At 30.8% G+C, this 22,484-nt stretch carries 25 protein-coding genes and 1 pseudogene; 20 read left to right on the top strand and 6 right to left on the bottom strand.

The genetic code is table 11. The features are described from left to right. Positions 1 to 39 precede the first annotated feature (39 nt). Complete coding sequence (locus tag B5E79_RS08120; protein ID WP_087297626.1) at positions 40 to 843, bottom strand: MBL fold metallo-hydrolase; 804 nt, start codon at positions 841 to 843, stop codon at positions 40 to 42. 126 nt (positions 844 to 969) lie between these two features. Between B5E79_RS08120 and B5E79_RS08115 the strand changes: the two genes are divergently transcribed. From B5E79_RS08115 to B5E79_RS08095, 5 genes are all read left to right on the top strand, one after another. Then, the gene (locus B5E79_RS08115; RefSeq protein WP_087297625.1) at positions 970 to 1,773 is read left to right on the top strand and encodes a Cof-type HAD-IIB family hydrolase; all 804 of its coding nucleotides are present in this window, start codon (positions 970 to 972) and stop codon (positions 1,771 to 1,773) included. Then, entirely contained in the window at positions 1,773 to 2,585 is an 813-nt protein-coding gene (locus B5E79_RS08110) for an alpha/beta hydrolase (protein ID WP_087297624.1), read from the top strand. The genes B5E79_RS08115 and B5E79_RS08110 overlap by 1 nt, the downstream gene beginning before the upstream one ends. An 85-nt stretch (positions 2,586 to 2,670) precedes the next feature. Further along, positions 2,671 to 3,792 (top strand): aldo/keto reductase, encoded by a 1,122-nt coding sequence (locus B5E79_RS08105; protein WP_087243646.1) that lies wholly within the window; start codon positions 2,671 to 2,673, stop codon positions 3,790 to 3,792. 136 nt (positions 3,793 to 3,928) lie between these two features. Further along, positions 3,929 to 4,624, top strand: a complete 696-nt coding sequence (locus tag B5E79_RS08100; protein WP_087297623.1) for a gamma-glutamyl-gamma-aminobutyrate hydrolase family protein — start codon at positions 3,929 to 3,931, stop codon at positions 4,622 to 4,624. 92 nt (positions 4,625 to 4,716) lie between these two features. Then, entirely contained in the window at positions 4,717 to 5,112 is a 396-nt protein-coding gene (locus tag B5E79_RS08095) for a cupin domain-containing protein (RefSeq protein ID WP_087297622.1), read from the top strand. A 58-nt stretch (positions 5,113 to 5,170) separates the two neighbouring features. Here the strand turns inward: B5E79_RS08095 and B5E79_RS08090 are convergent, their stop codons facing one another. Further along, complete coding sequence (locus B5E79_RS08090; protein WP_087297621.1) at positions 5,171 to 6,010, bottom strand: LysR family transcriptional regulator; 840 nt, start codon at positions 6,008 to 6,010, stop codon at positions 5,171 to 5,173. Between the two features lie 102 nt (positions 6,011 to 6,112). Here B5E79_RS08090 and B5E79_RS08085 point away from each other — a divergent pair, with 102 nt between their 5' ends. From B5E79_RS08085 to B5E79_RS08060, 7 genes are all read left to right on the top strand, one after another. Next, on the top strand, positions 6,113 to 6,886 hold the full coding sequence (locus tag B5E79_RS08085; protein ID WP_087297620.1) for an EFR1 family ferrodoxin: 774 nt from the start codon (positions 6,113 to 6,115) through the stop codon (positions 6,884 to 6,886). Continuing rightward, positions 6,883 to 7,464 carry a histidine phosphatase family protein gene (locus tag B5E79_RS08080; RefSeq protein ID WP_087297619.1) on the top strand — a complete coding sequence of 194 codons (582 nt, stop codon included), beginning with the start codon at positions 6,883 to 6,885 and terminating at the stop codon, positions 7,462 to 7,464. Before B5E79_RS08085 ends, B5E79_RS08080 begins: the two co-directional genes overlap by 4 nt. A gap of 10 nt (positions 7,465 to 7,474) precedes the next feature. Continuing rightward, the gene (locus B5E79_RS08075) at positions 7,475 to 8,845 is read left to right on the top strand and encodes an MATE family efflux transporter (protein WP_087297618.1); all 1,371 of its coding nucleotides are present in this window, start codon (positions 7,475 to 7,477) and stop codon (positions 8,843 to 8,845) included. Positions 8,846 to 8,990: 145 nt separating this feature from the next. After that, a complete protein-coding gene (locus B5E79_RS13685) occupies positions 8,991 to 9,269 on the top strand; it encodes a pyridoxamine 5'-phosphate oxidase family protein (protein ID WP_206393168.1) in 279 nt (92 codons plus the stop codon). Positions 9,270 to 9,419: 150 nt separating this feature from the next. Next, positions 9,420 to 9,614 (top strand): DUF362 domain-containing protein, encoded by a 195-nt coding sequence (locus B5E79_RS13680; RefSeq protein WP_206393166.1) that lies wholly within the window; start codon positions 9,420 to 9,422, stop codon positions 9,612 to 9,614. After that, a complete protein-coding gene (locus B5E79_RS08065) occupies positions 9,611 to 10,480 on the top strand; it encodes an SIR2 family NAD-dependent protein deacylase (protein ID WP_087297617.1) in 870 nt (289 codons plus the stop codon). The genes B5E79_RS13680 and B5E79_RS08065 overlap by 4 nt, the downstream gene beginning before the upstream one ends. Then, positions 10,467 to 11,222 carry a protein-ADP-ribose hydrolase gene (locus tag B5E79_RS08060; protein ID WP_087297616.1) on the top strand — a complete coding sequence of 252 codons (756 nt, stop codon included), beginning with the start codon at positions 10,467 to 10,469 and terminating at the stop codon, positions 11,220 to 11,222. The genes B5E79_RS08065 and B5E79_RS08060 overlap by 14 nt, the downstream gene beginning before the upstream one ends. An 85-nt stretch (positions 11,223 to 11,307) precedes the next feature. On the opposite strand, the gene B5E79_RS08055 is transcribed toward B5E79_RS08060, so the two are convergent. Further along, positions 11,308 to 11,781, bottom strand: coding sequence for a glutathione peroxidase (locus B5E79_RS08055; protein ID WP_087297615.1), 474 nt, complete (start codon positions 11,779 to 11,781; stop codon positions 11,308 to 11,310). A 135-nt stretch (positions 11,782 to 11,916) separates the two neighbouring features. On the opposite strand from B5E79_RS08055, the gene B5E79_RS08050 reads away from it, so the two are divergent. From B5E79_RS08050 to B5E79_RS08035, 4 genes are all read left to right on the top strand, one after another. Continuing rightward, positions 11,917 to 12,375, top strand: coding sequence for a MarR family winged helix-turn-helix transcriptional regulator (locus tag B5E79_RS08050; RefSeq protein ID WP_224762494.1), 459 nt, complete (start codon positions 11,917 to 11,919; stop codon positions 12,373 to 12,375). Further along, positions 12,368 to 13,711, top strand: a complete 1,344-nt coding sequence (locus B5E79_RS08045) for an MATE family efflux transporter (protein WP_087297614.1) — start codon at positions 12,368 to 12,370, stop codon at positions 13,709 to 13,711. Before B5E79_RS08050 ends, B5E79_RS08045 begins: the two co-directional genes overlap by 8 nt. A 66-nt stretch (positions 13,712 to 13,777) precedes the next feature. Next, positions 13,778 to 14,428: an HAD family hydrolase gene (locus B5E79_RS08040; RefSeq protein WP_087297613.1), complete on the top strand. Its 651-nt coding sequence runs from the start codon at positions 13,778 to 13,780 to the stop codon at positions 14,426 to 14,428. 568 nt (positions 14,429 to 14,996) lie between these two features. Beyond that, positions 14,997 to 16,235, top strand: coding sequence for an ATP-binding protein (locus B5E79_RS08035; RefSeq protein WP_343286457.1), 1,239 nt, complete (start codon positions 14,997 to 14,999; stop codon positions 16,233 to 16,235). A 147-nt stretch (positions 16,236 to 16,382) separates the two neighbouring features. Here B5E79_RS08035 and B5E79_RS08030 read toward each other — a convergent pair whose 3' ends face one another. Both B5E79_RS08030 and B5E79_RS13840 read right to left on the bottom strand, forming a co-directional pair. Beyond that, positions 16,383 to 16,547, bottom strand: coding sequence for an HAD hydrolase family protein (locus B5E79_RS08030; RefSeq protein WP_224759535.1), 165 nt, complete (start codon positions 16,545 to 16,547; stop codon positions 16,383 to 16,385). A 272-nt stretch (positions 16,548 to 16,819) separates the two neighbouring features. Next, positions 16,820 to 17,575: pseudogene (locus B5E79_RS13840) on the bottom strand (HAD-IIB family hydrolase). A gap of 121 nt (positions 17,576 to 17,696) precedes the next feature. Between B5E79_RS13840 and B5E79_RS08015 the strand changes: the two are divergent. The 4 genes from B5E79_RS08015 to B5E79_RS08000 all read left to right on the top strand — a co-directional run bounded on the left by B5E79_RS08015 (position 17,697) and on the right by B5E79_RS08000 (position 22,000). Then, entirely contained in the window at positions 17,697 to 19,013 is a 1,317-nt protein-coding gene (locus tag B5E79_RS08015) for a glycoside hydrolase family 32 protein (protein ID WP_087297610.1), read from the top strand. 150 nt (positions 19,014 to 19,163) lie between these two features. Next, a complete protein-coding gene (locus B5E79_RS08010; RefSeq protein ID WP_087243664.1) occupies positions 19,164 to 19,856 on the top strand; it encodes an ABC transporter ATP-binding protein in 693 nt (230 codons plus the stop codon). 1 nt (position 19,857) lies between these two features. After that, positions 19,858 to 21,420, top strand: coding sequence for a putative ABC exporter domain-containing protein (locus B5E79_RS08005; RefSeq protein WP_087297609.1), 1,563 nt, complete (start codon positions 19,858 to 19,860; stop codon positions 21,418 to 21,420). Next, positions 21,413 to 22,000 carry a putative immunity protein gene (locus tag B5E79_RS08000; RefSeq protein WP_206393164.1) on the top strand — a complete coding sequence of 196 codons (588 nt, stop codon included), beginning with the start codon at positions 21,413 to 21,415 and terminating at the stop codon, positions 21,998 to 22,000. Before B5E79_RS08005 ends, B5E79_RS08000 begins: the two co-directional genes overlap by 8 nt. A 47-nt stretch (positions 22,001 to 22,047) precedes the next feature. Here B5E79_RS08000 and B5E79_RS07995 read toward each other — a convergent pair. Next, a partial coding sequence (locus B5E79_RS07995; protein WP_143746775.1) for an ArsR/SmtB family transcription factor occupies positions 22,048 to 22,484 on the bottom strand: 437 nt, incomplete at its 5' end.

Raw genomic sequence — 22,484 nt, 5'->3', positions numbered from 1 at the left:
GAATTGAAATAAACTGCTTGCGTATTTCAATTCCTTTTTCTATTGAATGTTAATAATATCTAAATCATCAGGGATCCATATATTTCCCTGGAAATATTGTTTGGCTTCTTGCATGTAGAGAGAATGACGTTGTTTGATATTTTTATCTTCAGTGTGATACAAAAGAAGATTTTGAATATTTAAAGACTGAGCTAATTGACAGGCATCTTTCACTGTCGAATGATGTTTTTCATAAGGATGAAAAATATCAGCTTCACTATGTAAACAAAAAGCTTCATGAAGTAACCAATCACTATTTTGAATATAATCTTCATTGATTTGATGACATGGTTCATCTCCACAACAAGATAACTTTTTATTGTGATCTAATTGCATTTGAAAACCAAATTGTTTTGTTTTTGTAGAATGAATATCAAAAAAAGTGACTTGATGATTGATAATCATATGACTATCATGATCTTGAATTTCAATCAAGTAAATGCGTTTGTTAATAAATTGTGTATGCTTTGCTTCTAAAACCAGATGAACCATTTGCATGATAATATCAATAAGTTCTTTATGAGCATATATACGCACTTCACCTTGATATTTTCCTTGACTCATATGTTGACCAATCATACGAATCATCCAGATAATTCCCATCAGATGATCAATATGTTTATGTGTGACAAAGATATCTTTAATATCCTGCCAATTAATATGCGCTTTTTCTAGCTGTGATAAAAGGGTATTTCCGCCACCACCATCAACTAAGAAATATTGATTTTGATTTTCAAATACAAAACAGGTATTATAACACTTTGTTACTAAAGCATTTCCTGTACCTAGCATAATTAATTTCATAGAAAACCTCCATTTCTTTTTTGATTTTACAAAAATGAGAATCATGAATCAAGATATTTTTTCGTTGGATTTATATGGATTTTCAAAGAAGAGAAATGATATAATGATGGCAAGGAGAATGATAAAATGAAAATAGTTTTCTTTGATATTGATGGAACTTTAATAAATGCTCAAGAAGGTATGACGCAACCTCGTCATCAAACAAAACAGGTTTTAAAAGATTTTCAGAAACAAGGCAATAAGATCGTCATTGCTTCAGCAAGAGGGGCTATCCCTGAAGGATTAAAAGATATTCCATTTGATGGTTATGTTTTATGTGATGGACATTATATCATTTATAATAATGAGATTCTGGTTGATGAAGTTTTAACCACTCCAGAAATACAAAAACAAATGGAAGTTTATCAAAAATACCAAGGGCGACCTATGTTTTATGGACATCATGGAGAATGGTGTGATTGTTTGGATGATGAATTGATCGTTAAACATCGTGTGATGTTTCAGGGAACAGATCAAAGACCTGAGAATGTAGTAGAAAGATATGAGGCTCAGGATGTAGATGCTATCAGTTGCTGTGTTTTGTTTGAAACAGTGGAACAAATGTGGAAAGCATATCATGAATTAGAAAATGACATGACAATTGTTGCTTATGATCATGGATTGATTCGTATGGATGTTTATCATAAGGGATTTAAAAAAGGAACAGCCTGTAAGTATTTATATCAAAAATTAGGAATTGATCAAAAAGATACTTATGCTTTTGGTGATGGTGTGAATGATATGGAAATGTTTGAGTTGGTTGGACATGGTATTGCGATGGGAAATGCAGTAGATCGTTTAAAAAACATTGCAGAATTTGTTACTGATTATGTTGATTGTGCGGGTATTGACAAAGCATTTTATAAATATTTTGGAAAGGATTTATCATAATGGCATTAGTACAAGTTGATTTTTTCTCAGAAAAGTTAATGCGCACAGTCACAATTAATGCTATTATTCCTGTTGATAAAAAGGTAAACCAGCCAAATAAAAAATTCAAAACATTATACTTATTACATGGGATTTTTGGAAATTATACAGATTGGGTATGTGGTACACGTATTCAAAGGTGGGCACAGGATCATGATTTAGCTGTTATTATGCCTTCAGGAGAGAATAAATTTTATGTTGATAATGAAAACTCCCATGAATATTATTCACAATTTATTGGTGAAGAACTTGTTTCTATCACAAGAGCCATGTTCCCTTTATCACAACGTCGAGAAGATACATTTATTGCAGGGTTGTCTATGGGTGGATATGGAGCTATTATCAATGGACTCAAATATTATCAGACATTTGGTTATATTGCCGCATTGTCTTCAGCGTTATTGATTGACACTTTTATTAATGCTAAGGATGGTGACGACGTACCTTATATGTATAAAAGAAGTTATTTAACTTCTGTTTTTGGTGATTTACATAAGTTAAAAGGAAGTGACAAAGATTATAAGGCACTGATTCAAAATATGGCTATAAAAGATGTGCCTGCGATATATATGGCATGTGGCACTGATGATTCACTGATTAAAGAAAATCGTGATTACCGTGATTTTTTACTTCAACAGGGAATCAATGTCACTTATGAAGAAGGACCAGGTGCGCATGAATGGGATTTTTGGGATCGTTATATTGAACGTGTTTTAGAATGGTTACCACTTGATAAGAAGAATGAAGGAATCAGCAGTGGTCATATAGAATAAGATGAAGAAAGGTGATCCTTTCTTTTTTCTTGACCTAAAGTTAACTTTAGGGTGTATAATAAATAATCGAGTAGGAGGAAATGATATGACAAAGAAATTAGGTTTTGGATTAATGAGATTACCATCACTTGATGAAAACGATCCTTCAAAGATTGATATTGAACAAGTGAAACAAATGGTAGATACTTTTATAGAAAATGGATTTACTTATTTTGATACAGCGTGGATGTATTGTGGATTTAATAGTGAAAATGCAGCGAGAGAGGCATTAGTGAAACGTCATGATCGTCAGACTTATACACTTGCTACAAAATTACATTCAGGTTTTATTCAGACAAAAGAAGATAGAGATAAAATCTTTAATGAACAGTTAAAGAAAACTGGTGTAGAATACTTTGATTATTATCTTTTACACGATATTAATACACATAGTATTGAAACATATGAAAAGCTTGATTGTTTTACATGGATTCAAGAAAAGAAAAAACAAGGATTGGTTAAAACTATTGGATTTTCATTCCATGATGGACCAGAATTATTAGAAAAGGTATTACAGGAACATCCAGAATTTGAATTTGTTCAATTACAAATTAATTATTTGGATTGGGATAGTGTAGGTGTTCAATCTCGTCAATGTTATGAGGTGGCAACAAAATATCATAAACCTGTTATTGTGATGGAACCTGTTAAAGGTGGAACATTAGCGAAAGTTCCTGAAAAAGTTGAAAATATGTATAAAGAATATCATCCAGATATGTCAGTACCTTCATGGGCTATTCGTTTTGCGGCAAGTCTTGATAATGTCATGATGGTATTAAGTGGGATGTCTAATATGGCTCAATTAGAAGATAATATAAGCTATATGAAAGATATGCAGCCACTTCATGATGATGAATATCAATTGATTCGTCAGGCTGTTGATATTATTAATTCAACGATTGCTATTCCATGTACAGGATGTTCATATTGTACAGAAGGATGTCCAATGCATATAGCTATTCCTAAATATTTCTCATTATATAATGCTGATTTACAGGAAGTAGAAGAAAAAGGATGGACACCTCAAGGTGAATACTACAATAACTTGACAAAGACTTTTGGTAAAGCAAGTGAATGTATTGGATGTGGGCAATGTGAAAATGTATGTCCACAACATTTACCAATTATTGAAGACTTACAAAAAGTAGCACAGCATTTTGAAAAATAAAAGTCAGCATTAGCTGGCTTTTTGCATGTATTCATATTCAAATAAAAAGTGAATAAGATATTGTAAATCATATTTATGTATAAGATATGATTTTTATGATATATTGAATTGATATAAAAGAAGAAAGGAGAAAAGTATGAAAAAGAGAATTGGAGTAACATGTAGTGAAGAACTACAAAATGATAAATATATACATTTTATTAAACAAGATTATTTACAGGCTATTATTGCAGCACAAGGAATCCCAGTTTTATTGCCGCCTGTTCCTATTGAAGATATAGATATGCAATTAGATATGATTGATGGTTTAATGATTATTGGTGGTTGTGATGTCAATCCATTACTCTATCATGAAAATCCATTACCCTTATTAGGTGAAACAGATTATCCTAGAGATTTATATGAGATTGCCTTGATAAAAAAAGCAACACAAAAAAATATACCTATTTTTGGTGTATGTCGAGGACTTCAAGTGATCAATGTAGCTTTTGGTGGAACGCTTTATCAAGATTTATCTTATGCTCCACAGAAAATACTTTTACATTCTCAAAAAGAAAGAAGAGAATGTGCAAGTCATACAATAAACATTCAAGAAAATAGTTTTTTATATCCTATCTTTCAAGATAGAGGATATGTGAACAGTTTTCATCATCAAGCTATTGATCATTTAGGAAAGGGATTAAAAGCTGTCGCATACAGTGAAGATCAGATGATTGAAGCTATTGAACATATATCTTTACCGATTACAGCAGTTCAATTTCATCCTGAAGATATGTGTAAAACTGATCAAAAAATGCAGGAGATTTTTAATCAGTTTGTCGCCAAATGTTAATGCTTTTTAAGCATTGTTGATAATAAAAAATAGGTATTAGATATTTTTGTTTGGTAGATATATAATAGAAGCAGATAGGAGGTTAGAAGAGTATGAAAGATGTTAAAACATTATTTCCCGTTGGAGAAGAAAATACAGCGTTTGCTCAATATTTTATTGGTCAAAGTTATTTACAGCCCCTTGCTGAAAGTTTACCAGTAAGTAATGTCACATTCGAACCAGGTTGTCGCAATAATTGGCATATTCATCATAAAGGTGGACAAATTCTACTGGTTACTGATGGTAGAGGATGGTATCAGGAATGGGGGAAACCTGCTAGAGAATTAAAACCAGGTGATACTGTGGATATTCCTCCAGAAGTGAAACATTGGCATGGTGCTGCTAAAGATAGCTGGTTTGCTCATATTGCAATTTCTGTACCGGCAGAAGGGGCTTCTAATGAATGGTTAGAACCAGTAAGTGACGAAGAATACAATAAGTTAAAATAAATATGATATTGAAAAGGATGAAATGAATTCCGTTATTTGGGAACTATTTCATCCTTTTTTATAGATGATATAATAAAGTTCTTAATTGAGCTTCGTTTTCTCTAAGATACCAGCAGTAGAACGTCGCATGTGACTGGGCATCTGAAATAGGGATGATCACTCTATTTTGAGGCATGATTTCAGTTTTCATAACATAGTCAGATGTAAATGAAGGTAATGTAGACAGTTCTACCAAATCATAGAAAACAGAACGATCGTTTTGAATCAGAAATTTTGTATGGGGCATTGTTTTTTTATGCATATCATTCCAAAAACCAATATTTGACATTAATAACATTTTCTCTCCATCCATTTCCTTTAATGAGATGGATTTTTTATGAGCTAAAGGATGCGTTAGAGGTAAAGAAAAAAATAATTGTTCTTCCATAAATGGAATACTTTCAATCTGTTCATCTTCTATGTCATAAGGCATGATAATGATTGTATAGTCTTTTTCCTTTAGACCTTTGATTAAGATATGCATATCTTTAATTTCTGTTAATAGTGTTCTTTGAGGATAGAACTGTGAAAATTTACGACTTAAATAAGATAATGGTGCTGGCGCACATGAACCAATCGCAAAAGTATGTAGTTTTCTATCAAAATCTACAAGTTGTTTTTTCATATCTTTTGTATCATCTAAAATACGTTTTGCTAGAGAAACAGCTAATAGACCTGTTTCATTAAAAGCAATTTTATTTTTAGTTCTGTTAAATAAATTGACTTCTAACTCTTCTTCTAATTTTTGCATAGAACGTGTTAAAACAGGTTGTGATATATGAAGCTGTTTAGCTGCCTTGGATAATGTCTGACATTCTTGAAATGTAACTAAATGTTGTAGTTGTTCTAATTCTATCATATGAGGACCTCACTATTCTATTTCATTATAGCAGATTTCCATATTGATATTGTACAAAAACAATAAAAATGCTTACAATATCATTGGAAAGAAGGTAGAAACATGATATTTTATTATACGGCAACAGGAAACTGTTTATATGTAGCAAGACAGATTGAAGAAGATCTTTACAGTATTCCACAGGAATTGAAAAAAGAAGATTTACGATATAAAGCTGATAAGATTGGGATTGTCGCTCCTATTTATGCTGGAGAGCTTCCTCAAACTGTTAGATGTTTTTTAGCAAAAGCCAAATTTGATACACCTTATTTTTATATGTTATTGACTTATGGAAATAGAGATACAGTAGCTGGTGTATGGAGTGAAAACTTTTGTAAAGAGCATGGAATACATGTTGATTTTATTCAAACAATTAAGATGGTTGATAATTATTTACCTTCATTCGATATGGAAGAACAGATGGCTATCAATAAGCATGTAGATGAACAAATTCAAGAAGCGAAAGCTAGACTTGAAGCTCAAGAAAAGGATATACCTCAACCAACAAAAGAAAGCCAGGAAGCTTACCAAATGGTGACAAAAAGATTTACGGATCATCCTGAATTGAATAATGGAGAAACAATTCAAATAACAGATCAGTGTGCGGGATGTACAATATGTGAGCAAGTCTGCCCTATTGGTAATATTCAAATGGTTAATGGAAAAGCTCAAAGAAAGTCAAAAACATGTGATTTTTGTTTGGCATGTGTACAAAACTGCCCATTTCATGCGATTGCGTTGAAGTTTGATAAGAATCCAAATGCAAGATATCGTCATCCAAAAATCACATTAAAAGATATAGTGAAATCAAATCATCAGGGAGGAATAGAAAAATGAAAAAAACACTTTATTTAATGCGACATGGACAAACTTTATTTAATGTTCAACACAAGATACAAGGATGGTGTGATGCCCCTTTAACAGAACTTGGGATTAAACAAGCAAAGATTGCAGGTGAATATTTTAAAAATAATCATATTACATTTGATCATGCTTATTCTTCTACATCAGAAAGAGCTTGTGATACTTTAGAAATCGTTACTGATTATCAGATGCCTTATACAAGAGTGAAAGGTTTAAAAGAATGGAATTTTGGTGTTTTTGAAGGAAAAGATGAGTGTTTGAATCCACCTTTACCATATGGAGATTTTTTCAAAGGATTTGGTGGAGATAGTGAAATGGAATTAAGAGAAAGAATGTCAAACACATTAACTGAAATCATGAATAAAGAAGATCATGAAGTCGTTTTAGCCGTTTCTCATGGTGGGGCATGTGCTCAGTTCTATCGTGCATGGGAAGAATATGCAAAAGTAAAGAAAACAGAAAGATTTTATAACTGCTGTATTTTAAAATATGAATACGAAGATGGAATTTTTACATTAGTAGAAATTATCAATCGTAATGTGACTGAATAGAGGTAGACATATGGAAGGTGCAAAAAGAAAAAGCTTTTTTCAGGCTGATGTTGATCTGATTCATGGACCTATATTTCAATCATTGATTACTTTTGCTCTTCCATTACTTGTTTCTAATGTGTTCCAACAATTATATAATACTGTCGATACAATGGTTGTTGGAAATTATTTAGGTGATGTATCATTAGCTGCTATTGGATCATGTACATCTATTTATGACTTATTAGTAGGGTTTGCATTAGGAATAGGTAATGGATTGGCAATTGTTACAGCCAGAAGTTTTGGATCACAAAATCGAGAACTGTTAAAAAAATCAGTAGCAAGTTCTATTGTTATTGGATTGATTGTTTCTATCGCTTTAACAACAATAGGAATGATATGCTTACATCCTTTACTTGAATTATTAAATACACCAGTAGATATTATTCAGGAAGCATATAGTTATATTTCAGTTATTGTTTTATTCATTGTTGTTATGTTTGCTTATAATCTCTGTGCTGGTTTAATGAGAGCCATTGGAAATAGTGTGATGCCACTTGTTTTCCTTATCGTTTCGTCTTTATTAAATATTGTATTAGATATTTTCTTTATTACACAACTCAATATGGGAATTCAGGGTGCAGCTGTCGCAACGGTTATTTCTCAAGGTGTATCAGTTATATTATGTATTATTTATATTTTCAAAAAGACACAGATCTTATTACCATCAAAAAAACATTTTGCAGTCGATAAAGAATTATATAAAGAATTATTAGGACAAGGCTTTTCAATGGGATTTATGAGCAGTATTGTTTCTGCAGGATCAGTCATTCTTCAGTATGGAATCAACAATTTAGGATATCTGATTATTGCGGGACATACAGCAGCCAGAAAACTCTATATGTTCTTTAATATGCCTTTTACAGCTATGGCGCTTGCAATCTCAACATTTGTCTCACAAAATAGAGGAGCAAATCAGCGCGAAAGAATTCAAAAAGCGATGAAATATGCTTATATTTATGATGTTGTTATGGCAGCTATTGTGACTATCATTATTCTATTATTTGGGTCATCACTTGTAAAATTAATTTCAGGTTCTAGTGAAAGTGTTGTTTTAGATAATGGAACACTTTATTTAACAATTGTGGGACCATTCTATGCAGTATTAGGAATTTTGATGCAAACACGTTATGCATTGCAAGGATTAGGACAGAAATTATTACCGTTGATATCAAGTATTATTGAATTTGTAGGAAAAATTATATTTGTATTTATTTTTATCCCTCAATTCCAATATATGGCAGTTATATTCTGTGAACCCGTTATATGGTGTGTGATGTGCATACAGCTTGTTTATTCTTTATATACAAATCCATATATGCGAGGAATCAAAGAAGATTAGGAAATGCTATCAGGCATTTCTTTTTTTGTTATAGTTATAACTATTGATATTACAACTAAAGAGTGATATATTTTGTGTGAGGGTTGTAATGATTTTTGTTACATTAAAAGTGTTATAAATTTTAAAATCATAAAGGAGTTTCAATATGATGACACATGAAATACTGAAAATTTTACAGGAAGATATTCATACAACTGTTATAGCAACTATAGATGATCAGGGAATGCCGTATACCTGTGCTATTGATATGATGTTGTTAGAGGATGATTATTTATATTTTTTAACCGCAAAAGGGAAGTCTTTTTATCAAAGATTAATGAAACATCCCCATATTGCTTTAACAGGAATCAAAGGTAAAGATACGTTATCTGCAGTTGCTGTTTCTTTAAATGGAAAAGTCAAAAATATAGGTCATGATAAATGAGAGGATATTTTTGTAAAAAATTCTTATATGAACCAGATTTATACTCCTGAATCAAGGGATGTTTGAGAGGTCTTTCAAATATATGAAAGCAAAGGAGAATACTTTGATTTAAGTCGAAAACCTATATATAGGCAAAGCTTTACGGTGGTAATGACGATAGAAAATGAAGGCTATATAATTACAGACAAGTGCATCAATTGTCAAATGTGTTATGATATCTGTCCCCAAAAATGTATTCATTTATCAAGTCAATCTTTTATGATTGAACAACATCATTGTTTACATTGTGGAAAATGTCAGGAAGTCTGTCCCGTACGTGCGATTATCAAAAGGTGGAGAAAATGAAAAATAAAGATATGCTTATCAAACAAATTGTTAAAATCATGACATCATGTGATGCTATTGTTATAGGGGCGGGATCAGGTTTATCATCTTCAGCTGGACTCACATATTCTGGAGAAAGATTTGAAACTTATTTTAAGGATTTTATTGATACATATCATTTACGTGATATGTATTCAGCAGGATTTTATCCGTATGAGACATTAGAAGAATATTGGGCTTACTGGTCTAGACATATTTATTATAATCGCTATATTGATTCTCCTAAAAAGACTTATCAGATTCTTTTAGAACTCGTTAAAGACAAAGACTATTTTGTTATAACGACAAATGTAGATCATCAGTTTCAAAAAAATGGCTTTGATAAGACAAGATTATTTTATACACAAGGAGATTATGGTTTATGGCAATGTTCTAAGCCTTGTCATCAGCAGACTTATGATAATGAAGATATAGCAAAAGCTATGTTAAAGCAACAAAAAAATATGAAGATTCCATCTCAACTCATTCCATATTGTCCTCGTTGTGGAGCACCAATGACAATGAATTTAAGATGTGATCAGACATTTGTACAAGATGAAGGATGGTATCAGGCACAACAACGTTATCAAAACTTTCTTCAAAAACATCAACATAGAAAGGTATTATATTTAGAATTAGGTATAGGAGCCAACACACCAGTGATTATAAAATATCCATTTTGGAATTATGTATCCCAAAATAAGAATGCAGTATATATCAGTATAAATTTAGATGATCTCTATTGCCCTGAAAACATTCACAAACAATCTATCTTAATTCAAGGAGATATCCATAATATTTTAAATTCTGTAGCGAATGAAATGAGGAATGACCATGACACAAAATGAAAGATTAATCTATTTAATTCAATATTTATTAGATGAAAACAATATGCATATAGACTTACCTCAAGGTCATGATGAGTTATTTGCGCTTTATCGTGCTTTAGTGAATATCAGGGAAGCCAAATCAGTTTCACAGACATTCTTAAATATTCAAGATGCTATGTTACAAGAAGAAAATGCGAAAAAGGGCGTTGTTTCTTTTGACGAGGCTTCTGATCGTATTCTTTTATGGAGAGGGGATATTACAAGATTAAAAGTAGATGCCATTGTTAATGCTGCTAATAATCAGATGGAAGGATGCTTCGTACCTGGACATCAATGCATTGATAATGCCATTCATACATTTGCTGGAGTACAACTCAGGAATGAATGTCATCATCTTATGCAAAGACAAGACTATTTAGAACCAACAGGTCAAGCAAAAATAACGAAGTCTTATAATTTGCCTTCTCGATATATTTTGCATACTGTAGGTCCAATAGTAACAGGAGCGGTTACCCATAAAGATGAGGTTTTACTGGCATCATGTTATGAAAGCTGTCTAAGATTAGCAGAAAAGTATCAGCTTCAATCAATAGCATTTTGTTGTATTTCAACGGGTGTTTTTCATTTTCCCAATGAACATGCAGCGAAAATCGCATTCAAGACAGTTCATGAATATCTTCAACATTCTACAATTGAAAAAGTTATTTTTAATGTTTTTAAAGAGTGTGATGAAAAAATTTATTTAAAATTATTTGATTGAAAAGATAAATCTGATATTTAAAAGGCTTACTTGTGTTTAAGTAAACCTTTTTAACGTTGAATAATATCTTTTTAACCTGTTTGTACTAAAGAAGTTCAATGATTTTATCTTCAATTTCATAGGGTGTGACTAATGGTTCAAATCTTTCAACAACATGACCGTTTCGATCAAGTAAGAATTTTGTAAAATTCCATTCAATCCTTTTTGATAACTCAGGTTTTTGTTGTTCTTTCAAATATGTATATACGGGAGATTCTAATGGACCATTCACATCAATTTTAGCAAATTGAGGGAAACTGACACCATAAGTATCGGCACAAAAAGACATGATTTCTTCCATTGTACCTGGGGCCTGTTCACCAAACTGATTACATGGAAAATCTAAAATTGTAAAGCCTTTTTCATGATACTTTTCATATAAATCTTCTAAATGATCATACTGTTCTGTAAATTCACATTCTGTGGCAGTATTGACAATTAACAAAACTTGACCTTTATATTTTGATAAGGATTCTTTTTGATTATGACTATTTATAACTTCTATATCATATAAATTCATTTTTATCACCATTTTTACTATAACAAGTTCAATATCAAAAGTCAAAGCATGTGTTTTGTTAAAAAGATATTGACAGGCATGGAATAATAGGTTTATTATATAACTGTTTAAAATAAAACAGTTAAGGAGAGAACTATGAAAATCAAAACAGAAAAGGGAATTCAAAAGTTTTTTTCACTGGGAATGCACCCTTATATCATTAAAAAGTATAATTCATTATTTGATGAATTGTTAAAAGAGTATCAGATGACACAAGTTGAAATTGATGTCTTGGCTTTTTTAGCAAATAATCCAGAATATAATCATGCACAAGATATTGTCAATGTGCGTGGTATTTCAAAAGGACATGTCTCATTAGCTATTGAAAAGTTGGTGAAACGAGGTTTAGTGACAAGAAATCCTGATCCTGTCAATAGACGTTGGAATATTTTATGTGTTGAAAAAAAGGCAGGTGAGTTAGTAAAAAAAATTCAAAATATTCAACATGCTTTTGATGAACAGGCATATCAGAATATTTCACAGGAAGATATTGTCAAATATCATGAAATTTTACAACAGGTTTATCATAATTTAGGAGGTGGACAACATGAATGAAAGACTGGAAAATGAGAAAATATCAAAATTATTACTTTCACTTGCGATACCCTCTATTCTTGCTCAACTGGCAACGCTTATCTATAATATGGTAGATAGAATATATATTGGACAGTTAGCTGATGGTGCTTTAGCCATTGCAGGGATTGGATTATGTACATCTATTATTACAATTATTACAGCTTTTACCAATTTATTTGGAAGAGGCGGAGCTCCTTTGGCATCTATTAGAATGGGTGAAAAGAGAATGGATATTGCTGAAAAGATACTTGGAAACTGTGTCTTTAGTTTGGTGATTTCTTCACTTATTATTATGGCAGCCCTGTTAATTTTTGGTGAAGATATTTTAATGTTATTTGGAGCCAGTGAGAATACATTACCTTATGCTATGGACTATCTTTCTATTTATTGTTTAGGAACGGTCTTTGTTCAATTGAGTGTTGGTCTAAATTATTTTATCAATGCACAGGGTTTTGCAAAATATGGAATGTTTACATTACTTATTGGTGGTGTTTTGAATATTATTCTTGATCCTATCTTTATTTTTGGTTTACACATGGATGTTGCAGGAGCTGCAATTGCAACTGTGATTTCTCAATTTGTTTCATGTGTTTGGGTTATGAAGTTTTTATTAGGAAAGAAAACAACTATCCAAATCAAAAAAGAATATTTTAAATTTGATTTAGATATCATGAAAAGAGTCTTAGGTTTAGGTTTTTCTCCTTTCTTTATGAGTGCAACTGAAGGCATACTGCAAGTTTCCTTTAATCGTCAACTTTTATTCTTTGGGGGAGATTTAGCAGTCAGTTCTATGACAATTATGTTATCTATGAATCAGATTCTCCAATTACCAATGGAAGGTATTGCACAAGGAACACAGCCTATTATCAGTTATAATTATGGGGCTAAACAATATGATCGTGTTAAAAAAGCTATCTCTTTAGCTATGAAAGTATCATTAATTTATTCTATTGTGGGTGTTTTGTTGATGGAATTTGTACCACAAGTATTTGTACAGTTATTCTCTAATGATCCAGAGTTAATTGAATTAGCAAGTCGTATGTTAAGAGTTTATATCTTTGGTTTCATTATTATGGGAGCGAACTCAACTTATCAACAATCATATACATCACTTGGATTTGGTAAGATTTCATTTTTCTTTGCTTTTTATCGAAAGATTATCTTATTAATACCACTCATCTATATCTTACCAATATTTATATCAGATGGTGTTTTTGCGGTTATGTTAGCTGAACCTCTTTCAGATTTAATCACAACAATAACAAATACATTCTCATTTAGAAGATTTATGCATAAGCATTTAAAAACAGAGTAGTTCATAACTTTTCTTGTTCTTGAATATGAAGATATGCTAGAATAAGGAAAGAGGAAGTGAATGTAGATGAAAAAAGCAGTTATATTTGATATGGATGGTTTGATGATTGATAGTGAAAGAGTGACATATAATGAATATGTAAAAAAATTGGCGCAATTAGGACACCATGATTTTACAGAAGAATTATATAGAAATTGTTTAGGAAAAAATAAACCGGGAATCTGTCAGGTATTTATTGACCATTATGGTCAAGACTTTCCTATGACAGAAGTCTGGGATGATGTTCATGTATGGATTGATGAAAGTTTAAGACAATATGTTCCTAAGAAAAAAGGATTAGTAGAATTATTAGAATACTTAAAAGCAAATAATTATAAAACAATTGTGGCAACATCAAGTGGGAGAGCACGTGTTGATGAAATCTTAAAAAATGCAGATCTAACAAAATATTTTGATGATACAATTTGTGGAGATGAAGTGACTCATGGTAAACCTCATCCAGAAATCTTTTTAACAGCATGTCAAAAACTCGATGTCAAACCAGAAGAAGCTTTGGTTTTAGAAGATAGTGAGGCAGGTATTTTAGCAGCATATGATGGACGTATTGATGTGATTTGTGTACCCGATATGAAATATCCTGAGCCACAATTCGTTGAAAAAGTGACCAAAATTGTTGATTCATTAGATGAAGTGATTGATTATTTAAAAGCACAATAAAAGAAGATGTCATAGGGTAGAGTTAATGTAAATGGACATCTAGAATGACAAAGGCTATACAATGACTGGAATCTATATTATTGTGAGGTCAATCACACACCAAATAATTGAGGAGTTATGAAGATAGAGATTTACAAAGGACGTTAATAAATGCGTCCTTTTTATATTAATGAAAACATATTTCATGAAAAACTATTTAGAATTAATCTTGAAATGTGCTGGATTTGAAGAAAAATATATAAGATGTATTAGAAGATAATAAGAACTATCTACATTGAATAAACTCGTATTTTTAACGACACTATCAAAAATAGAGAGGAGGGACAAAATCCAACACTCAAATTTCTTTTTTTGCAGGAGAAAATCAGTGCGATTTTTGGAGGTTTATGTAGAAATTTTATTGCGATTTTTGGATATAATAAATTTATAGGAGGAATTTGCCAATGTTTAAGCGAAAAATTTATGAAAAAACAAAAGAGTGGAAAAGAGAATCAAATGGGAAGACAGCCCTACTTATTGAAGGAGCACGCCGTGTTGGGAATCAACTATAGTAGAAGAATTTGCAAAGATGGAATATGATAGTTATATCCTCATTGATTTTTCTATTGCTTCTGCACAAATTAGAGAGTTATTCGATGATATGTCTGATTTGAATTATTTTTTTCTTCAACTTCAATTGCAATATAAAGTAGACTTAATCGAAAGAAAGTCTGTTATTATTTTTGATGAAGTACAGCTTTGCCCTTATGCAAGACAAGCAATCAAGACATTGGTAAAGGATGGAAGATATGATTATATTGAAACTGGTTCAGTGATTTCAATCAAAAAAAATGTGAAAGATATTCTCATTCCAAGTGAAGAAAGAAAACTGCAAATGCATCCAATGGATTTTGAAGAATTTCTTTGGGCTTTGAATGATAATTCTACTATGAAGTTATTGAAAAGCGTATTTGATAATAAGAAGAATTTTGGAGACAGGCTGAATCGAAAGTTGATGCGTGATTTTCGTTTATATATGCTGGTAGGTGGAATGCCACAATCTGTCAATGAATACATTACAACGAATAATTTTAGAAAAGTAGATATGGTAAAAAGAGATATTCTAAATTTGTATGAGGATGATTTTAGAAAAATTGATTCTACTGGAAGATTGGCAATGCTTTTTGAAGCAATTCCATCCCAGTTAAACAAGAACACCAGAGGATTTCAAACGAAGAAAATGTTGAATTCATATAAAACGACTGATAACTCTATTTTAAGTATGATTTCAGAGCTAAAGGATTCTAAGGTCGTGAGTGTTGCATATCATGCAAATGACCCTAATGTAGGATTGTCTGCATATAAAGATTTAAACAAATTCAAGTTGTATCTGGCCGATACAGGACTGTTTGTTACACTTCAATTTAAGGATAAAGACTTTACAGATAATATTATCTATGAAAAATTATTGAATGACAAACTTTCTGCAAATTTAGGCTATTTATATGAAAATGCAGTTGCACAGATATTAACGTCAACAGGAAATGAATTATTTTATTATACTTTTTCTAATGTTAAGCAAAAGAAAAATTATGAGATTGATTTTATACTATTTAGGAAAAATAAGATTTGCCCTATTGAAGTCAAATCATCAAATTATAAGGTTCATACTTCTATTGATGAATTTTATGTTAAATTTTCTGACAGAATTCTTAATCGCTATATTATTCACTCAAAAGATGTATCTAAAGATAAAGATATATTATGTATTCCATTTTATTTGACACAGTTTATTGCTAAAAAGAAGATATATAAACTAGGGTATTAACTAAAGGGTCAAATCAAAAATAAGTTCATCTAAAAAAGTAAGATGAATCAATTATTTTGATATAATCAAAAAGGTACCAATTTTCAATTGAACCAGTACCTTAACTTAATCCTTAAAATCTTATATCATTCTTATTGACTATAATTATCATTTCATAGCTTTGATTTCTTCACCACCACTACCCATGGCTACACCAACGTGGCAATATTCCAACATTGGGATATCAATTTTAGCATCTCCAAAAGCTAGGGTATCTTCTATACTGGCATGAAGATGTTTCAGAAGTTCATCAATTACATGAGCTTGTTGGATGGCAATGGCAGCAGATTCAGGTAATTTGTTTTCATAGTTTCATAATGTTCCATCAACATTAATAAATACGATTTTATTCATTTTTTCACTCGTTTGCTTGATACCTTTATTATAGAAAACAATACACGTAAAGCTATATGCTTTTATGAAATCAAAAAAATATGCAGAAATAAGATATGAACTTTAATTTTCATGAAAAAAATTATCATTTAGAAAAGTATATCTCTCATTATAAAAGAGATATATTTTGCTAAACATATAACAAGAAGTCATCATTCTATTTTGTTATAACATTTTAAATTGGCAATCGCTTCAGCAACACTATGAACATGATACAGGGTAATATCTTGTAATGTTTGAGGAGCATCAACAAAAGTGATAGGAATATCAACATTTGTCAGCATTGATAAATCATTATAAGAATCGCCAATACCCGCTAAAGAAGTTATTTGATAATAGTCTTTAACTCTTTTTAATGCCTCTCCTTTAGAACAACCCTTTGGCACAATATCAATGGAATCTTTGTTTTGAAAGGCTTCTATTTCTTTAAATGTTTGATTTATTTTTTGTGTTTCTTGTAATGCTGTTGTTTCATCATGAAAAACCAAAGAAATTCCATAAGCAGAATCCTCAAAATCTTGAAGGTCAGATATCAAATAACAATCATCTTCTACAAATTCTTTATCTGTTTTATATGTAAGATGATGACTAGCATGAATAATAATCAGGGCATGCTAATTATATTGATAAAATAACTGATGCAGTATTTGATAATCTATAAACTTTTCATAAATTACATGTAAAGCACGATCTAAAATAAGAGCTCCACTTGTGATAATATAGAAATCAGGGTGAATCTGGTCAGATAGGTGTACAACACCTTGATAAGGACGACCACTACATAGACCAAAGAGATGTCCAAGGCTTTGATAATTTTGAATGGCTTGGCAGTCTTGAATTGAAATTTGTGGATTTCTTTCTTGGAAAAATAAAGTGTGATCAATATCACTTGCTAGAGCCTGCAACATCATAACCTCCTTTTGAATCGTTTCTACTTTATAAAATAATGTATCAAATCAGTCTTGTCAAAAATAAATCTTTTTCATGTCAATCAAAACATGATATGATACATATAAGGAGGAAAACATCATGAAACCAAAAATACATTTTACAGCACCATATCATTGGATTAATGATCCTAATGGTTTAATTTATTATAAAGGAAATTATCATATTTTTTATCAGCATTTTCCATATGAAAATTTTTGGGGAACAATGCATTGGGGACATGCAACGACAAAAGATTTTATTCATTTTCAGCATTACCCTATTGCCTTATATCCATCAAAAATTTATGATCGCAATGGTTGTTTTTCAGGTTCAGCTATTGAAAAAGATGGAAAATTATATCTTTATTATACGGCTATTCGCTATGCGAAAGAAAATCCTGAGTATGTACACATCCAATATAGTGATGATGATTTGATTGCATCACAGGCATTAATGATATCTGATGATGGTTTTCATTTTGATAATAAGGATGGAAAACAAAAGATTATTGATGTCATAGAAGATAAAGCTTTAGGAGATGTGAGACATACAAGAGATCCGAAAGTGTGGAAAATGAAAAATGGGAAATATGCTTTAATTGTAGGTAGTAAAGTTCCAAGTGAAACAGGCTATTGTGGAGAAGTTTTATTATATGAAAGTGAAGATGCTGTTCATTTTACATATAAGAATCGTTTTTTAGATGATTGTATTGGTGATATGTGGGAATGTCCTGATTTGTTTGAAATCAATGGACAATACTTTATGATTTTTTCGCCAGAACATATTCGAGATTCACAGCCAGATAGTGTTGCTGTTATTATGCCTGTAAGCTTTGATGAAGAGACTATGACAATTACAAAACAGGGAGATTATATGTATCTGGATTATGGTTTAGATTTTTATGCGCCTCAAACTTTTCTAGATGAGAATGGTCAGCGCACAATGCTAGCTTGGATGCGTATGCGTGAACCAGTTGAAAATGAATCATGGACAGGATTATATATATTGCCAAGGGTTTTTGAATATAAAAATCATCATGTTTATCAGTCAGTACATCCACATGTTCAACAATACTTCCATCGTCAAGTAGATAGTGTCAGTTTGAAAGAACCATTTTATATGCATGTCAAATTATACTCAAATAGTCAAATTTGTTTAGGTGGCATGAAGCTTTTTATACAGGATGATTGCTTATGTTGTGATAGAATGGAAGTTTCCATTCAACATGATAAAGTTTGTAATGTGAATAAAACACCACCATTAAATGGACATTATGATTTAGAAATTTATTATGATTATCATATTTTTGAAATTTATATCAATGGTGGATATTATGTACTGAGTCAAATTGTCTATGACATCAATGATCATATTGATTATCAAAATGTAGATATCATAGAGATGAAAATGAATTAATGAAAAAAGATTCTAACGATAAGTTAGGATTTTTTTATATGATAATCAATGACATTTGATTTATGATAGCTTATAATAAAATTATCAGCTTGCCCCTTGCAAAAATATCGGAAGGGGGGTATATAATAAAAAAGAAAGAGGAGGGATGATATGATAGAAATACGACACCTGACAAAAAAATATGGAGATTTTAAAGCAGTCGATGATGTTGAACTGATTGCTGAAAGTGGAAAGATTACCATCCTATTAGGACCTAATGGAGCAGGAAAATCAACCACAATTAAGAGTATAGCGAATCTTTTAAAGTTTGAGGGGAGTATTGACATTTGTGGTTATGATAATGCCTCAATTGAGGCGAAACGATGTTTTGGATATGTGCCAGAAACACCAGTTCTCTATGATTTATTAACTGTTGAAGAACATATTGATTTTATTGGTCATGCCTATCAGATTGAAAACTATAAACAAAAAGCAGAAAAATATTTAGAATTATTTCAATTGACTGAAAAAAGAAAGAAGATGGCCAAAGAATTAAGTAAAGGTATGACACAGAAATTAAGTATGTTATTGGCCTTTATGATTGAACCAAAAGCATTATTGGTTGATGAGCCAATGGTGGGGTTAGATCCAGCAAGTATTGAAGAAACACTTAAATTATTAAGAAATATAGCTGATAATGGATGTGCCGTTTTAATCAGTACACATATTATTGATATTGTCAGTGATATTTTTGATGAAGCATATATTATGAAAGAAGGACATATTATCAAAAGAATCAAAAAAGATGAACTTCAAGAAGAGAGCTTAAAAGATTACTTCTTTGAATTAACTGAAGGAGAATAGTATGAAATCATTATGTTTATTATGGTTTATGAAAACAAAAGCGACAGTGAGAAATCTCTTTAAGAAGCCATCAAGTGCAATCTTTACGATCTTTATTGTTCTTTTATATGGTTTTGTATTTTATAGTTTCTTATTTTTGCCAAAAGATCAAAGTTATATGGCTGTGAATTTTGAATTGCATTCATCTATTTTACTATTTGTTGGATTTTTGGCTTTAATGTTATTTTCTACGATGCTTTCTTCAAGAAAAGCTTTGTTTTCTGGAGAAGATGCTTATTTCTTATTTAGTGGACCCTTTCATAAAAAGCAAATTATGACATTCTTAACATTTCAAACCTTTTTGCAATCCATATTGTTATCATTTTTTGCATTGATTTTCTTTATTGGTATGAATATGGGAATGAGTGTAGATTTTGGATTTATAGGACTAGCATTATTAGGTAGTATGTTAACTATTATGATCTTTCTTGTTTTTATTGATTATAGCTATATTTTATCAATAGGTGATCAAAAATATAAAAAGATAAATTATATAATCGCAGGAATATTTGGGATTGTGCTGGTGATTATTTTAGGACTGACATATTTAGAAACAGGAAGGATTCAAACAATTATGATTGATTTTATTGAATCACCACTGTTTTATTTTGTACCTGTTTTTGGTTGGTTAAAGTTGACTTTGATTTCTTATGTGACCTCTCAAATGGGGATGGTTTGTTTAGGATTATTGCTTTTGGTTATAAGTTTAGTCATTATCTATCTATTATTTATTACTTACAAAGGTGATTTTTATGAACAGGCATTACAAGATTCATTAGAGTTATCTAAACAATTAAAAGAATTTAAAGCAGGTAATCAGGATGCTTTAAGAAATGTGAAAGTGAAAAAAACCAGTGTAAAAAGGTTTTATGATGGTGCTTATGCAGTGTTATCAAAAAATCTATTATTGATGAAAAAGAAAGGGAATATAATCTCATGGAATGATATTATTTCCATAGGTATTTATTTGGTTATAACTATTTTTTCTGATTTAGGATTTGGTTTCTTTATCTATATGATGATAATCTGGTTATTTATGATGATGCAAACCAGTGATTTAGTAGGTGAATTAAAAAATTATCAGATCTATCTTATACCTGATAAACCTTATAAAAAGCTTATTGCTGTGATGATTCCAACTTTTATGAAAGTATCCATCATTGGAACTTTGTCTTTTATTGTTGTGGGAATGTATTATCATGAAACATTTTTAACCATTTTCATGTATCTGATCAATATGTTTGGTTATATTTTTATCTTTATGAGTGCCAGTGTGCTGACAATACGATTGTTAAAAAGTCGTACAACACAAGTCTTTGAAAACATGATGCGTATGTTGATTATGATTGTCAGTGCTTTACCAAGTGTTATATTAACAGTGATTTTTATGATGACAAATGCATTAACGCCAACGGTTCTTACTATGCTTTCAATGGCCTCATTAGCAATGAATTTTATATTAGCGCTTATTATTCTATGGGCATGTCAAGGTATGATGAATGGCAGGGAGTTAAAGAGTGAATAAAATAGATTTAACAGATATGAAAATCAAATGGAAAAGAAAAAATCAAATTCTTTTTTCAAGGGAAAGTGCCTGTTTACAGGACTTACTGGCAGATATCAAAAAGCAATCTCATCAGGCCCTCGTTTTGTGGGCATTGAAATTTGTAGAAGAAATCGTCATCACATTAGAAAATAAATATCCAGATGACAATCGACCTAGAGTCGCTATTGAAAAAACACGTCAATGGGCAAGAGGAGATATCAAAATGCTAGAAGCCAAAAAAGCTATACTTGCTGTACATGCAATGGCTAAAGATATAACAGATGTATCAGATCAGGCTTTATGCCATGCTGTTGGACAGGGTTGTGGAACAGTTCATGTAGAAACACATGCAATTGGACTGGTTTTCTATGAATTAACAGCTATTGTCAGAAGGTATGGTATTGATGATTGTGAGCAGATGTTAATCAAAAGAATCAATGAATATCAGACATATCTTCCTGAATGTGCTAAAAAGACACATCAGTATCAATGGGCAAAATTTATTAGTGATGATTCTCATGCGAATAAGGAATATTTATTAGGACTAAAAAAAGGATAAGTTTAAAATACCCCGTTATGAAAATAGACAAATAACGGGGTTTACTCTTATTCTTTTAATAGTTTTTGATGTAAATATTGAATCATATGTTCAATTTCTGCTTCATTTAATGAATAATAAATACGATTATTCTCTTTTCTAATACGAATAAAATCTCCATCCAACAAAGCATCCATATGATAAGAGATTGTTGGAGTTTTGAGATTCATAGCTTTCGCAAGTTCATGACCATACATAGATTTCTTTTTCAACAAAGTTAAAATTTCAAACTTGGATTTATCACTTAAGACTTTTAAAAAGTATTCTAATTTTTGTTGTTCACTACGTGATTCATGATATGAAGTTAATGCTGTATTTTCTAGACCTGCTCCTATCAATAAAATATAATGATAATCTTCAACCATTAATATAAGCTTATTGTAATTAACAAAAGTAGGATAAATAGAGATAGGTGTTTCATCTATTTTTAAACCAATATGTCCAA

It is taken from the genome of Massilimicrobiota sp. An134 (genome assembly GCF_002160815.1).
Taxonomy (GTDB): Bacteria; Bacillota_I; Bacilli_A; order Erysipelotrichales; family Coprobacillaceae; genus Allocoprobacillus; species Allocoprobacillus merdigallinarum.
This window is presented reverse-complemented; position numbering and strand designations above follow the sequence as displayed.

Bases quoted from the DNA above. Each gene is read 5' to 3' on its own strand.
- B5E79_RS08120 (WP_087297626.1), bottom strand. From the start codon at position 843: ATGAAATTAATTATGCTAGGTACAGGAAATGCTTTAGTAACAAAGTGT.
- B5E79_RS08115 (WP_087297625.1), top strand. From the start codon at position 970: ATGAAAATAGTTTTCTTTGATATTGATGGAACTTTAATAAATGCTCAA.
- B5E79_RS08110 (WP_087297624.1), top strand. From the start codon at position 1,773: ATGGCATTAGTACAAGTTGATTTTTTCTCAGAAAAGTTAATGCGCACA.
- B5E79_RS08105 (WP_087243646.1), top strand. From the start codon at position 2,671: ATGACAAAGAAATTAGGTTTTGGATTAATGAGATTACCATCACTTGAT.
- B5E79_RS08100 (WP_087297623.1), top strand. From the start codon at position 3,929: ATGAAAAAGAGAATTGGAGTAACATGTAGTGAAGAACTACAAAATGAT.
- B5E79_RS08095 (WP_087297622.1), top strand. From the start codon at position 4,717: ATGAAAGATGTTAAAACATTATTTCCCGTTGGAGAAGAAAATACAGCG.
- B5E79_RS08090 (WP_087297621.1), bottom strand. From the start codon at position 6,010: ATGATAGAATTAGAACAACTACAACATTTAGTTACATTTCAAGAATGT.
- B5E79_RS08085 (WP_087297620.1), top strand. From the start codon at position 6,113: ATGATATTTTATTATACGGCAACAGGAAACTGTTTATATGTAGCAAGA.
- B5E79_RS08080 (WP_087297619.1), top strand. From the start codon at position 6,883: ATGAAAAAAACACTTTATTTAATGCGACATGGACAAACTTTATTTAAT.
- B5E79_RS08075 (WP_087297618.1), top strand. From the start codon at position 7,475: ATGGAAGGTGCAAAAAGAAAAAGCTTTTTTCAGGCTGATGTTGATCTG.
- B5E79_RS13685 (WP_206393168.1), top strand. From the start codon at position 8,991: ATGATGACACATGAAATACTGAAAATTTTACAGGAAGATATTCATACA.
- B5E79_RS13680 (WP_206393166.1), top strand. From the start codon at position 9,420: ATGACGATAGAAAATGAAGGCTATATAATTACAGACAAGTGCATCAAT.
- B5E79_RS08065 (WP_087297617.1), top strand. From the start codon at position 9,611: ATGAAAAATAAAGATATGCTTATCAAACAAATTGTTAAAATCATGACA.
- B5E79_RS08060 (WP_087297616.1), top strand. From the start codon at position 10,467: ATGACACAAAATGAAAGATTAATCTATTTAATTCAATATTTATTAGAT.
- B5E79_RS08055 (WP_087297615.1), bottom strand. From the start codon at position 11,781: ATGAATTTATATGATATAGAAGTTATAAATAGTCATAATCAAAAAGAA.
- B5E79_RS08050 (WP_224762494.1), top strand. From the start codon at position 11,917: ATGAAAATCAAAACAGAAAAGGGAATTCAAAAGTTTTTTTCACTGGGA.
- B5E79_RS08045 (WP_087297614.1), top strand. From the start codon at position 12,368: ATGAATGAAAGACTGGAAAATGAGAAAATATCAAAATTATTACTTTCA.
- B5E79_RS08040 (WP_087297613.1), top strand. From the start codon at position 13,778: ATGAAAAAAGCAGTTATATTTGATATGGATGGTTTGATGATTGATAGT.
- B5E79_RS08035 (WP_343286457.1), top strand. From the start codon at position 14,997: ATGGAATATGATAGTTATATCCTCATTGATTTTTCTATTGCTTCTGCA.
- B5E79_RS08015 (WP_087297610.1), top strand. From the start codon at position 17,697: ATGAAACCAAAAATACATTTTACAGCACCATATCATTGGATTAATGAT.
- B5E79_RS08010 (WP_087243664.1), top strand. From the start codon at position 19,164: ATGATAGAAATACGACACCTGACAAAAAAATATGGAGATTTTAAAGCA.
- B5E79_RS08005 (WP_087297609.1), top strand. From the start codon at position 19,858: ATGAAATCATTATGTTTATTATGGTTTATGAAAACAAAAGCGACAGTG.